Consider the following 12,912-nt stretch of genomic DNA (forward strand, 5'->3'; position numbering starts at 1 on the left):
AAAAATTTAGGCGGTGATAACCGTACCGGTCTCACCAGCGAGCGCCTCTTTCGCGCGCTCGAGAGACGTGATGAGGGCCTTGCCTTCCGGATTGGCCTTCACGAAGGAGAGGCAAGCCTCGACCTTGGGCAGCATGGAGCCCTTGGCGAACTGACCCTCCTCCATGTACTTCTCAGCCTCGGCGACCGTCATGGAAGCAAGCTCTTCCTGGTCGGGCTTGTTGAAGTTGATGCAGACGCGGTCGACGGCGGTCAGGATGACCAGCATGTCGGCCTTAGCCTCGCCTGCGAGCAGGGCAGCGGAACGGTCCTTGTCGATAACGGCAGGAACGCCCTTGTAGCCGCCGTCCTCCTCGACGACGGGGATGCCGCCGCCACCAGTGGAGATGACGCACATACCAGCATCGACGAGGTTGTTGATCAGCGGCAGCTCGACAATGCGAACCGGTGCCGGAGAAGCAACGACCCAACGCCAACCACGGCCAGAGTCCTCGACGTACTTGTTGCCAGTCTCCTCCATGAGCTTGGCGGCCTCTTCCTCGGTGAAGAAAGCGCCGACGGGCTTGGTGGGATCCTGGAACGCAGGGTCGGCAGCGTCGACGACCGTCTGGGTGACGATAGAGGCGCAAGCCTTGTCCATGCCGCGACGAGCGAACTCGCGCTGCATAGCCTGCTGCAGGTGGTAGCCGATGTAACCCTGGCTCATAGCGCCGCACTCAGGGAAGGGGATGGACGGGGTGCCGCCCACCTTCGTGGCAGAGTTGTCGGTAGCGACCTTGATCATACCGACCTGGGGGCCATTGCCGTGGGTGACGATGACATCGAAGCCCTCTTCGATGAGGTCGACGATGGGAGCAGCCGTGTTGTGAACCAGCTCGAGCTGCTCTTCGGGGGTATTGCCCAGGGCGTTGCCGCCCAGGGCAATCACGAGACGCTTGTTAGCCATTTCAAATACCCCCGTGTTCTTACTTCAAGGTAGCGTACATGACGGCCTTGATGGTGTGCATGCGGTTCTCGGCCTCGTCGAAGACCTTGGACTGCTTGGACTCGAAGACCTCGTCCTCGACTTCCATCTCGGTGATGCCGAACTGCTCGGCCTTCTCGGCACCGATGGTGGTGTTGGTGTCGTGGAAGGCAGGGAGGCAGTGCAGGAAGATAGCCTCGGGCTTGGCCATGGCCATGACTTCCTTGGTGACGCGGTAGGCCTTCAGGCGCTCGATGCGCTCAGCCCAGACCTCGTCGGGCTCGCCCATGGAAACCCAAACGTCGGTGTAGATGACGTCGGCGCCGGTGCAGGCTTCCTTGACGTCCTCGGTAAGGGTGATGGTGCAGCCGTTCTCGGCAGCGATCGGCTTGCAAGCCTCGAGCACGTCGTCGGCCGGCATGTCGTCCTTAGGACCGCAGGCGACGAAGTTCATGCCCAGCTTGGAGCAGATGACCATGAGGGAGCGAGCAACGTTGTTCTTGCAGTCGCCCATGAACACCAGGGTGCGGCCCTTGATGTCGTAGTTAAAGTTCTCCTGAACGGTCAGGATGTCGGCGAGCATCTGGGTGGGATGCCACTCGGTGGTCAGGCCGTTCCAGACGGGAACGCCTGCATTGGCGCCGAGGTCCTCGACGTCGGTCTGAGCGAAGCCACGGAACTCGATGCCGTCATAGAAGCGACCGAGAACGCGAGCGGTGTCCTCGATGGACTCCTTCTTGCCCATCTGGGAGCTGCCCGGATCGAGGTAGGTCACGCCCATGCCGAGGTCCATAGCGCCGACTTCGAAAGCGCAACGGGTACGGGTGGAAGTCTTCTGGAAGAGCAGAACGATGTTCTTGCCCTCGAGGTAACGGTGGGGCACGCCTGCACGCTTCATGTCCTTGAAGTTCTTGGACAGCTTGAGCAGGTAGTCGATCTCCTCAGTGGAGAAGTCGAGAAGCCTCAGGAAGTTGCGACCGCTGAGATTGACACCCATGTTGTTATCCTTTCTTCCTAGAAACCAAACCCATATTGGTCTCTAAATGGCAATGAAGAACAGAAGAGATGCGGCCCCGCTTGAAACGGGCGGGGCCGCGAAAATGCTTAGAGATCCTCGCGCTGGAAGGGCATGCTCATGCAACGCGGGCCGCCACGACCACGGGACAGCTCGGCAGAGGGCATGACCAGAAGGTTGAGGCCTTCCTTGTAGAGAACGTCGTTGGTGACGTTGTTGCGCTGGTACACCACGATGGTGCCCGGCTCGACGCACAGCGTGTTGGAACCGTCATTCCACTGCTCGCGAGCAGCAGCAATCGGGTCGCCGCCACCGCAGGGGATGAGCTTGATGCCGTCAACGCCGGTAGCGTACTCGAGAATCTTCTCGAGGGAGTCGGTGTGCTCCTTGATATCGACCTCGCCGGGGGTAGCGCCCTTGGTCAGTTCGAAGACGCGCAGGGTACCCATGATGGCGGGATGGATGGTGAACTTGTCGACGTCGATCTGGGTGAAGACCGTGTCGAGGTGCATGAATGCACGGCAGTTCGGGATATCGAACGCGAAAATCTTCTCGATCTCGCAGCCCTCGGTCTTCCAGAAGATGTTCTGGGCGAGGATATCGATAGCAGCAGCCTGCGTACGCTGGGAAATACCGACAGCCAGAGCCTTGTTGCTGAGGTTCAGGATGTCGCCACCCTCGATGTGGGAAGCAGCGTCGCGCTGGAACCACAGCGGGGTGTCGGCGTACTCGGGGTGATACTTGAAGATGTACTTGCCGTACAGGGTCTCGCGGTTACGCGTGACAGCATACATACGGTTCAGGCTGACGCCGTTGCCAACGCAGGCGAACGGGTCACGGGTGAAGTACAGGTTGGGCATCGGGTCGATGATCAGGTCGCTCTCTTTGTCGCTGTGAGCGCTGACCATGTCGTCGAGGGTAGCGGAAGAAGCGTGGGGCAGGTCGATCTCGCTCTTGGCGACGCCAGCCATGGTCTTCTTCACGAACTCGAAGTCATCCTCGATGGAGTTGAGGTAATCGCGGACGATAGCAGGCATAGCCTGGCCCTTGATACCGGCCTCCTCGATGTACTCGTTGAGGAACTCCTCGCGAGCACCCGGATGAGCCTTGAAAGCCTCGGCAACGAGCTGCTCGAGGTAGAGAACCTCGGTGCCCTGCTCGCGCAGAATTTCAGCGAAACGGTCGTGCTCGGCCTGAGCAACCTCCAGGAACGGCACGTCGTCGAACAGCAGACGCTCGAGCTCGTCAGGAGGAAGGTTCAGCAGCTCGTCGCCAGGACGATGCAGGCAAACCTTCTTCAGCTTACCGATTTCGCTCGTTACATGAATACCCTTCATGTGAGCCTCCTTTTTCCTCTCTCTTGTCGGTCTTCCCAAATCCGACTAACCCATCATCGCCGCCGGGAAAGAAAAATGCAAGCTGTTTTTTTATTATTCTGACCTGGGTAAACTCAATTTCTTGCATCTTCTTTTCAATTTATCCAAAACCTCGTCCGTTTTTAGGTCGATACCGGATAAATTCGCGCTAATTTGAATCACATTTTTTTCACTACCGGGTTTCCGGCGATGATTTCGAGCTGAAAACAGGCCCGGATTCGATGTCTTATGCAAAAACGACGCTATTGAATGAATATATGCATTGATTTCCCGCTCAAAAACGACCTCAATCGACGATTATTTAATAATTTGCATCGAATAATACTTTTGAATCAAATTCAATCATTAATTTGCATAAGTTCTTTTATTAATGCAATATCAAAATGTAAACTACCGCTAATTTTTTACTGTATGTCGACATGACGAGTAGGAAAAAATGCAGGCGGACCATGAAACGGCCCCAACGGAGCGACAAGAGATCGAATCGCGCATAAAAGAGATTCAACACTGCGTCAACATCATGTTGTTCTCCCGTAATATTCATTATACTGCATATATTGAGAAAATAACTCAGCATCGACGCAAAGACTGCGGCATAGGCGCCGTACGGTGTCGAATCGCACCGCATGCAGGCTCCGGATCGGGCGCTCCGCACCGCCTCTCCGCATCCGCCACGCAGGCGCACCAGGCTCTCTCCCACCGAAGAGAAACATCGCAGGGAGGCGCGAAGGATTCTGCGCACCCACGCACCGCAAGCCCTCTCCCGCCCTTGTGAAACGAAGCGCGCGGAACGCCTGCGATGCCGAGAAGGGCCGCAGCATCTCGCCTGCATCCATGGTATCGCGCACCGGGTTCCGTCGACGCGCAGGCGCCTTCCACCCTTCGCTTTCGAAGGCGAGCGGCGGCGAGTCGATGGAGCAAACGCGCCCGCAACGCATCCCGAATGCAATCAAGGCCGAGCGTCTGGAATCGAGCACGCCCTCCACCCTTCAAACCGTCCTCTTCGATGGCCATCGAAGAGGACGGTTTGAAACATAGCCCGACGACGACGTGGACGGCCTGTCCGCAGCCACGTCGGAGGGGTCGGGGCGGCAAAGCGCTCTCCGGGCGAATACGGCGCCGGCGTAGTCCGGGAGGAGCTTCACATGTCCACGAGCTACAGGCGACGAATGGTCCGGCGGGATACGCTTTTTGAAACATAACCCCGAATTGGCGACAAGGACCCTGCCCGGTCCGCTCAGCCCCAACTTAGCCTGAAAATAAAAAAAGCCCCGATAAAGACAAAGGGTTCTGTTCCCCTCCTATTAACAGAACCCTCATCCTTACCGAAGCTTGTCGCCTCTGTAATGCACAATTAATTGTAACGCTTCATATGCCGAAAAGAAACTACCGATTCTCCAAACATATCCGAGAAAACGCTGCTCAATGCCGCGAAAGACCCGAATCCGAGCAGAAACCCCTCGAAACGAAGCGAGAAACGCGCCCCGGCGGCCTTTCCTTGAGCGGGAAACCTACAACGGCCGACGCGATTCGATGGCGCGCCCCAGAGTGATTTCATCCGCGAATTCCAGATCGCCGCCCACAGGAAGACCGCTCGCCAAACGCGTCACTTCGATTCCCAGAGGCTTAATGAGGCGGGCCAGATAGGCCGCCGTGGTCTCTCCTTCAACGTTGGGATTCGTGGCCAGAACGACCTCGCGCACCGTTTCATCGGTAAGACGTTTCAGCAGCTCGGCGATATGCAGGTCGTCGGGGCCGACGCCGTCCATAGGTGACAACACGCCGCCAAGCACGTGGTAAACGCCCGAAAACGCCGCCGTACGCTCGATCGCGGCGATATCGCGCGGCTCGCTTACCACGCAGATCGCCGACTCGTCGCGCTTATGGGACGCGCACACCTCGCACAGATCGCCTTCGGCGTAATTGAAGCAGCGCGAGCAGAAATGCACGGTGTTTTTCACCTCGACGATGGCGTCGGCAAGGCGCAACACGGTTTCGCGGTCGGAGTTGAGCATCCAATACGCGATACGCTGCGCGCTTTTCGGGCCGATTCCCGGCATGCGCTCGAGCTCGTCAAGCAGCTTCTGAATAGCAGGAGCCGATTCCACGAAGCGCCCGCTACATCAAACCGGGGATGTTCATACCGCCGGTGGCAGCATTGATGCGCTGGGAACCCTGGGCCGAAACGGCGCGCAGAGCCTCGTTGACGGCAGCGGTGACGACGTCCTGAAGCATTTCGACGTCATCGGGGTCGACGGCGGAAGGATCGATGACGATGGACTGGATCGTCATGTCGCCCTGGGCGACGACCTTCACCATGCCGCCGCCGGCCGTGGCCTCGGCGGTCATGGTCTTGATTTCTTCCTGCGCCTTGGCAAGTTCGACCTGCATCTTCTGAGCCTGACGCATCATTGCCTTCATATCCATGACGATTCTCCTTTTTCTCTGAAAGCCGCCCCGCTCATGCGGAACGGACGCGCAACCGTATGCGCATATATATAGGTAGAAAGACTAACACAACGACCCGCAGGCTCGCATCGACTGCACGAAAGCGCCAGGCGCACGCGAGGCGAACGTCTCGCGCCCCTTCGGGGTGAGTTTTGCGTTAGGATGCTGTTCCACGGGAGGGCTCCTTCGCTATGAATCTAGGCAATTCACAGCATGCGGGAACCCTCCCTATTTGTCACCGGCGGATGTAAACAACGTCTTGGCACTTAACAACTAGCGCTCCTCTTTCACATCCTCGAACGACACGCCGAACGAACCGAAGATGTCGGCGACGTCCATCGCGTCGGCCGCCGACGCCGCCTGGGGCTCGGGCTCGGGCGCAGGACGGGCATTGCCGCCGATGCCCGCGGGCATGGGGCGCGACGCGAACGGATTGGGACGCGCGGGAACCGCAGGCTGCGGTTCCCCGACCTGCGAAGCGTCGCTCGACACCGGCGTGAAGTCCCGGTCGATTGCCGCAGCAGACATGGAGGCAGAAGGCTGCTGACGCTGCTCGGGCGAGCCGGGCATGCCCTCCGCGTTCGGCGCGGGAGCGACCGGGACGGGCTCGGGCTCGGCGACCGTCCTCTTCGGCTTCGAAGCCTTCTTCGCGGCGGGTTTCTTGCCGACGTCGACGCCGGGCCAACCCACGGGAACGATCATATTCTTGTTTCGCTTCTTCGGGGCAGGCATGGAATCGAACCCGATCTTCTTGCCGATCGCGTAAGGATCGACAGGTTCGGGCCCTTCGACCGAAAAATCGTATTCCTGCTCGGCATCCGAGTCGGCCGTCTCGAGCGAAAACGGCGGCGCGGCGGGAGGCACGGACGCGACCGAAGGGGCCGCTCCTGCTGCAGGCGCAGCCGCGACCTGAGAGGGCGCAGGGGCCGCAGCCGAAACCGGAGCCGGAGCCGCAGGCGCAACCGCAGGCGTCGCCGCGGCCGCAGGCGCCGCTGCAGGGGAAGGCGCAACCGAGGGCGCAGACGCAGCCGTCGCCGAAGCGGATTCGGCTACCGGAATCGCGGCACCGTTCGCATCGACCGCAGCTTGCGGAGCCCTTGCGGACACGACGTTCGCCGCGGAAGACGCGTCACGCGCAGGCGCCTGGACCTTGCCGCCCGCCTGGCGGCCGGCGCCCTGCGCATAAGGCTGCCCGGAAGCATCGTTTGCGGGAGACGCCGCGTAATCGTCCCACGGCGCGTAGGATTCCACATCGGCATCGGAATACGGAACCGCATCGCCGTCGTCGTACGGAACCACGTCCTCGGGCTCGTATGCGGGAGCTTCGATCGAAGCGGCCGGCGCCGCGGCGGGCTGCTGCGCGGGCGCGGCGGCGCGCATGGCCGCGGCACGGGCCATAGCCGCACGGGCGGGCGAGGACGAACCTTCGCCCTGCGTGATGGAGAACGGAACGGGCGCCCCGAAAGCCCCCTCCAAAGCCGCCGCGATGGCGGCCGAGATGTCGGGCTTCTGCGCGGCCGAATACGCGAAGGTGTTTTCGCGGGCGAACTCGATGAACAGGCCCTCTCCCCCGTCTTGGGCCACCACGCGCGCAGACAGCATCAACGCGCCGTATGCCGCGCGGCGCTGCTTCAGGTCGGCGACCGCCGCCTGCCAACCGCGCTGCAACGCGGAAGGATCGACGATCTTCGCACGAACCCCGTCGGGCAGCGGACCTGCGGCGGCACGCTGCGCGCTCGACGACGCGGCCGGGTTCTCAGCGGGAGCCGCGGCAGAAGGCGCGCTTTCGACGCGGGCGGAAGCCTTGGCGGCACGGCGCTGCTCCATTTGGGCGCGAAACGCCGCGGACTTGTCAGCCGCCGAAGAACCCTGGGCAGACGCGGCGGCCGCTGCGGGCGCGGGAGCCGCGAAACGATATCCGCTCGCCACGGCGGGAATCGTCGCGGGAGACGCAGCAGGCACGGGCGCGGGAGCCTTTTCTCCGTCCTTGCGCGGCGAAGCAGGAACGGCAGCCGAGGCGGCGGCCGAAGCAGGCGCGACCGCGGCCGCACCCGAAGCCAGGGCAGCCTCGAGCGTCGCCACCCGCGCCGCAAGGGCGTCGAGCGTCAGATCGCTTTCGGGACGGACCATGCGCGTGAGGGCTATTTCGAACGAAAGACGCGGGTTGACCGAAGAACGCAGCTCGGCGCTCAAATCGCCCAGAACGCGCAGGACATAGGCCAGCCGATCGGAACCGAACGCGGCGGCCTGCTTCGCCATGGCGGGACGCGCCGCCTGGGGCGCATCGAGCGCGAGGGCGCCGTCGGTCAGGACGAGAACGTAGAGGTCGCGCACGTATCCGGCAAGGTCGCGCGCGAATCGGGCCAGGTCGGCGCCCGTTTCGACATATTCGGAAAGCCACGTGAAGCATGCGGCGGCATCGCGGGCGGCGATCGCGTCCACGACCGTCGACATGTCGTCGGTATCGATGGGTCCAAGCACGCTCTGTGCCACTTCCACGGTAACTTTTCCGCCGCCGAACGCGATCAGCTGCTCGAGCGCGGTCAACGCGTCGCGCATGCCGCCCTGGGCGCGATGGGCCACCAGATCGAGCGCGTCGCCTTCGAATTCGACGCCCTCGGCCACGCAAACGGCTCCCAGGCGCGAAACGATCTCATCGTTGGAAAGACGATGGAAGTCGAAACGCTGGCAGCGGGAATGGATGGTTTCGGGGACGCGCTGAGGATCGGTGGTGCACAGCACGAACACCACGTGGCTCGGGGGTTCCTCGAGCGTTTTGAGCAGCGCATTGAACGCCGCCGTGGACAGCATGTGGACCTCGTCGATGATGTATATCTTGTAACGGCCGCGTGTGGGGGCGTACTGGACGCGCCCGATGATTTCCTCGCGCACGTTTTCGACGCCAGTACGGCTTGCCGCGTCGAGCTCGCTGACGTCGGGATGCAGGCCCTCGGCGATAGCCGTGCACTGCTCGCACGTTCCGTCGGGCGAAGGCGTGGGGCCGCCATCGCACAGCAAGGCCTTCGCCAGAAGACGCGCCGTGGTGGTTTTACCCGTGCCGCGCGGACCGCAGAACAGATACGCGTGGCTCACCTTGTCGGATTCGATGGCGTTTTTCAGCGTGCGCTCGATATGGGTCTGACCGACGACGTCCTCGAACGTCTGGGGGCGATACTTCCTATACAGTGCTTCCGACATGGCGCCTCGTCTCCGCTTCCTCGCGGCCGACAATCCGGCCGCATTACCAATTTCAGCCATTATAGAAGAAGGCGGATTACGCCGCGCATATCCCACAGAACGGGTGGAAGCGCAGACGCGTCGGCGGCTTCGGGCGCAGAGCCTATGCAACGCACGAAAAAAGCCCCGCACGAGGCGGGGCTGGAAGGTCTGGAGCGGACAACGGGGCTCGAACCCGCGACCCCAACCTTGGCAAGGTTGTGCTCTACCAACTGAGCCATGTCCGCATTTGTGAAGCGAGGCGGTATTGTACCGGATCGAAGGCTATTCCGCCTGAGATTTTTTCTTTTTTCGCGCGTTCAGGCCTGCCTTCACCGCGCCGATGATCGCAGGCGCCACCGAAACGGCGACGATGCCCAACACGATGAGCTCGAAGTGCTCCTGAACGAAGGCGATGCCGCCGAAGAAGTAGCCCACCAGCACGAACGATGTGACCCAGGCGAAACCGCCGATGGCATTGAACAGCGTGAACTTGCCGAAATTCATATGGCCCGTGCCCGCGATGAACGGCGCGAACGTGCGGAAGAACGGCATGAAGCGCGTGATGACGATCGTAAGGCCGCCGTATTTCGCGAAGAAGTGGTCGAGCTTGGCCATGCGCTCGGGCGTGAGGGCCTTGACCTTGCCCGAATCGATGATGCGCGAACCGAAGAAACGCGCGATCCAGTAGTTCGAAGTATTGCCCAGGATGGCTGCCGCATAGAACACGAACAGTGTGGCCCACACGTTCAGTCCGCCGCCATCGGCCGAGAACACGCCTGCCGCGAACAGCAGCGAGTCGCCGGGAAGGAACGGGAAGAACACGAGGCCCGTTTCGACGAACACGATCAAGAACAACGGGCTGTACACCCACAAAGGACCGAGCGCGATGATCCAGCCCGCGATGGCGGCGCGAGGATCGGAGAGCAGGTCGAGGAAGAACTGGATGATTTCCATAAAAGCCTTTCGAATGGGCGGGCGAACCGCACGACAACGAGACAACCGCGAAAAAAGGCCGTACACAAGACGGCCTGAGACATCCCGATTCGTGCAGCGCCTTTCCGGCGTCGTGCGCAAGGCGAGAGGTCTCAGGCCGTCGCGGCGTCGACATATGCGCCGGCGAAAGCCGGCTCAGTTGCCGCGGATAGGCATGGGCGCTCGTCAGCGGGCCCTTATGGCTGCTTCCTCCCGGACCTGACCAGGTTCGAACCATGGCGCCGCCCAGGCCCATCCGCGGCACTGGTTTGCGACATCGGAAGTATACCCGAAATAGACGAAACGAAAGCGCGCGTCACGAAACCGTCATTTGTGGAGGATTTTTTCTCACGCCGACCGCGGCGTATTCCCGTCGCCGCAAATCGAACGGAGCCCTGCCGCGCTCCCCCGCCGGAAAACGAACGGGGCCGGAAGGCGTGCGCCCCCGACCCCGCTGTTGAAATCCTGCGTTCTATCGCGCTTTCGGCGAAACGCCGCCCGCACGATGCGCCTAACCGATGCCGCCGTAGAAGATACCCAGCACGATGACGACGGCGGTGATGCCCACGAACAAGTACTTCGTCATGGGCTCGAACCATGCGCCGATCTTTTTCTCGCGGCCGATCTGCGCCTGCCCCTTGGCGAAGTGCTTCGGGCAGACCCAGAAGAACATGATCGCGGCCAGAAGCGCACCCAACGGAATGGCATAGATGGAAACGGCATCCATCCACGCGCTCACCGCGTCGCCGCTTTCGATGAACACTCCCACGCCGAACGCGACCGCAGCCACGATAGCCACGGCGCCCCAGCGCGGAAGATGCAGCTGCTCCTGCAACGCCTCGATCGGCGTTTCGAACAGGTTCACCAAGCTGGTGATCGCCGCGCAGGCGACGGCCAGGAAGAACACGAAGCAGAAGATGCCGCCCGCGGGCATTTCCTGGAACACCTGGGGAAGCGCGATGAACATCAGCGGAGGGCCGGACTGCGTATCCAGGCCGAATGCGAACACGGCGGGGACCACGATCATGGCGGAAAGCACCGCGGCGAGCGTGGAGAAGACCACGACGTTTTTGGCGGAAGAAACCACGTCGACGTCTTTTTTCAAGTAGCTGCCGTACACAAGCGTGCCGCTGCCCGCCAGCGACAGGCCGAAAAACGCCTGCCCGAGGGCGAACACCCACGTCTGCGGATTCGCAAGGGCGCTCCAGTCGGGAACGAACAGATACTTATAGCCTTCGAAGGCGCCAGGCAGCATGGCCACGCGCACCAGCATGATCACGAACAGCACGAAGAACAGCGGCATCATGATCTTGTTGAGGCGCTCGATGCCGCGGGAGATGCCCAGCAGCATGACGGCAAAGGTGATGACAAGCGCCGCGGCATGGTATCCGACGCTGCCGAAATCGCTGGCCAGGCCGCCGAAATAGGCTCCCATGTCGGGCACCTGCAAAAGCGTGCCCGTACCCGAGGCCAGCAGGTACTTCAAAAACCAGCCGAGCACGACCGAATAGCCGATCGCGATGCCGAGCGATCCGAGCGTGGGAACGGCGCCGATGATCTTGCCCAACGGGCCGGAGTGCTTGACGCCGCGCATTTCAAGCGCCTTGGAAAACGCGCCCATGGGGCCGGTACCCATAGCGCGACCGAAAGCCATCTCGCCGATAACGCCGGTCAAGCCGAGCAGCACGACGAAAATCAGATACGGGATGAGAAACGCCGCACCGCCCATTTCGGCAACGCGGTACGGGAAAAGCCAGATGGCGCTCATACCGACGGCCGAACCGATGCAGGCGATGATGAACGCCGTGCGCGACGTGAACGAATCGCGCGAAGAGGATGATGTTGCCATGCGTTGAATTCCTTCCATAGAGCCCCGATGGTTCGGGGAAGATCCGCCCTTGCGGGCTCGAAAAAGGGCCCCGGTCGCCCGGAGCCCTTCGTTCATTCGATGAGAAAACGTGACGAAAGCTCTCGATCGACCGATCGGTTACAAGCCACGCCACCACCATGCCCGAGAAGAAGCGATCGAAGAGAACACATTGGATGCCTGGTTCATTACGACTCCTTTCGGACGGTCATGCGCCGGACTGTCCGGCTACGCTCTGTGGAATGGAAGCGACGTTCGCTGTGTCGCTTTTCCGTATGGCGGCACTTTATCACAAGATAGTGACTGAGTGCGCGGCAAATGCCCATATTGTCGAGCGCGAAGACGAACGGATTGCGAAACGCCGCCGTTCCTATGCAACGCCCGGCCGCCGCACGCTTCCGTGTGACGAAAGTAACAGGACGATAGCGCATTAGCACTCTTGCTTGCAGAGTGCTAAACGGGAGCCTATAGTGCATCTTGTAAACAGAAACGACGAGCGGATGCGAGCATATCCCGCAACGAGAAAACCCTTACGAGAAGGCATCCGCCCCACAGACAGGAGATGACCATGATGCTGGTTCCCGCACGCAAAAACGATTTCTTCGCCGACTTCCTGAGCGACCCCTTCGACGTGTTCGGCGGCCGCCCGCAAGCAAAGCAAGCCATGCCCGCCATGATGAAGACCGACATCCTGGAAACCGAAAAGGCCTACGAATTCGACATCGACCTTCCCGGCTTCAAGAAGGAAAACGTCCACGCGGAGCTGCAGGACGGCTACCTCACCATTCAGGCGAGCATCGAATCTGAAGCCCAGGAAAAAGGGGAAAACGGCACGTACCTGCGCAAAGAGCGCTTTACCGGCAGCTGCCGCCGCAGCTTCTATGTGGGCGAGGATATTTCCGAAGACGACATCCGCGCCAAGTTCGAAGACGGCATCCTGCGTATCGTCGTTCCGAAGAAGGAACTTCCCGCCCCCGAAGACGCCAAAAGGCTCATCTCCATCGAAGGCTAGACGAGTCCATCCGCCTTCCCCGCCCTATATTGCACCAAAC

At 61.1% G+C, this 12,912-nt stretch carries 9 protein-coding genes, 1 tRNA gene and 1 other RNA gene; 1 reads left to right on the forward strand and 10 read right to left on the reverse strand.

Translation table 11 applies throughout. The features are described from left to right. Positions 1 to 6: 6 nt before the first annotated feature. The 10 genes from arcC to DMP07_RS04635 all read right to left on the reverse strand — a co-directional run bounded on the left by arcC (position 7) and on the right by DMP07_RS04635 (position 11,842). Complete coding sequence (gene arcC / locus DMP07_RS04590; RefSeq protein ID WP_123197959.1) at positions 7 to 945, reverse strand: carbamate kinase; 939 nt, start codon at positions 943 to 945, stop codon at positions 7 to 9. Between the two features lie 19 nt (positions 946 to 964). Next, complete coding sequence (argF, locus tag DMP07_RS04595) at positions 965 to 1,960, reverse strand: ornithine carbamoyltransferase (RefSeq protein WP_123197960.1); 996 nt, start codon at positions 1,958 to 1,960, stop codon at positions 965 to 967. Positions 1,961 to 2,067: 107 nt separating this feature from the next. Continuing rightward, complete coding sequence (gene arcA, locus DMP07_RS04600; RefSeq protein ID WP_123197961.1) at positions 2,068 to 3,315, reverse strand: arginine deiminase; 1,248 nt, start codon at positions 3,313 to 3,315, stop codon at positions 2,068 to 2,070. Positions 3,316 to 4,865: 1,550 nt separating this feature from the next. After that, complete coding sequence (gene recR / locus DMP07_RS04605) at positions 4,866 to 5,462, reverse strand: recombination mediator RecR (RefSeq protein WP_123197962.1); 597 nt, start codon at positions 5,460 to 5,462, stop codon at positions 4,866 to 4,868. A gap of 10 nt (positions 5,463 to 5,472) precedes the next feature. Then, the gene (locus DMP07_RS04610; protein ID WP_211324504.1) at positions 5,473 to 5,781 is read right to left on the reverse strand and encodes a YbaB/EbfC family nucleoid-associated protein; all 309 of its coding nucleotides are present in this window, start codon (positions 5,779 to 5,781) and stop codon (positions 5,473 to 5,475) included. Between the two features lie 294 nt (positions 5,782 to 6,075). Continuing rightward, positions 6,076 to 9,000, reverse strand: a complete 2,925-nt coding sequence (dnaX, locus tag DMP07_RS04615) for a DNA polymerase III subunit gamma/tau (protein ID WP_123197964.1) — start codon at positions 8,998 to 9,000, stop codon at positions 6,076 to 6,078. 190 nt (positions 9,001 to 9,190) lie between these two features. Further along, a tRNA-Gly gene (locus DMP07_RS04620) sits at positions 9,191 to 9,266 on the reverse strand. A gap of 37 nt (positions 9,267 to 9,303) precedes the next feature. After that, the gene (locus DMP07_RS04625; RefSeq protein ID WP_123197965.1) at positions 9,304 to 9,975 is read right to left on the reverse strand and encodes a VTT domain-containing protein; all 672 of its coding nucleotides are present in this window, start codon (positions 9,973 to 9,975) and stop codon (positions 9,304 to 9,306) included. A gap of 182 nt (positions 9,976 to 10,157) precedes the next feature. Next, an RNA gene (gene ffs / locus DMP07_RS04630) (signal recognition particle sRNA small type) lies at positions 10,158 to 10,251 on the reverse strand. A gap of 253 nt (positions 10,252 to 10,504) precedes the next feature. After that, entirely contained in the window at positions 10,505 to 11,842 is a 1,338-nt protein-coding gene (locus DMP07_RS04635) for a sodium-dependent transporter (protein ID WP_123197966.1), read from the reverse strand. Between the two features lie 586 nt (positions 11,843 to 12,428). Between DMP07_RS04635 and DMP07_RS04640 the strand changes: the two genes are divergently transcribed. After that, a complete protein-coding gene (locus DMP07_RS04640; RefSeq protein ID WP_123197967.1) occupies positions 12,429 to 12,872 on the forward strand; it encodes an Hsp20/alpha crystallin family protein in 444 nt (147 codons plus the stop codon). The last annotated feature ends 40 nt before the right edge of the window (positions 12,873 to 12,912 follow it).

This window comes from Slackia faecicanis, assembly GCF_003725295.1.
Classification (GTDB): Bacteria; Actinomycetota; Coriobacteriia; order Coriobacteriales; family Eggerthellaceae; genus Slackia; species Slackia faecicanis.

Excerpts from the sequence above, each read along its gene's own strand:
- arcC (WP_123197959.1), bottom strand. The coding sequence starts at position 945 with ATGGCTAACAAGCGTCTCGTGATTGCCCTGGGCGGCAACGCCCTGGGC.
- argF (WP_123197960.1), bottom strand. The coding sequence starts at position 1,960 with ATGGGTGTCAATCTCAGCGGTCGCAACTTCCTGAGGCTTCTCGACTTC.
- arcA (WP_123197961.1), bottom strand. The coding sequence starts at position 3,315 with ATGAAGGGTATTCATGTAACGAGCGAAATCGGTAAGCTGAAGAAGGTT.
- DMP07_RS04610 (WP_211324504.1), bottom strand. The coding sequence starts at position 5,781 with ATGGATATGAAGGCAATGATGCGTCAGGCTCAGAAGATGCAGGTCGAA.
- dnaX (WP_123197964.1), bottom strand. The coding sequence starts at position 9,000 with ATGTCGGAAGCACTGTATAGGAAGTATCGCCCCCAGACGTTCGAGGAC.
- DMP07_RS04625 (WP_123197965.1), bottom strand. The coding sequence starts at position 9,975 with ATGGAAATCATCCAGTTCTTCCTCGACCTGCTCTCCGATCCTCGCGCC.
- DMP07_RS04635 (WP_123197966.1), bottom strand. The coding sequence starts at position 11,842 with ATGGCAACATCATCCTCTTCGCGCGATTCGTTCACGTCGCGCACGGCG.
- DMP07_RS04640 (WP_123197967.1), top strand. The coding sequence starts at position 12,429 with ATGATGCTGGTTCCCGCACGCAAAAACGATTTCTTCGCCGACTTCCTG.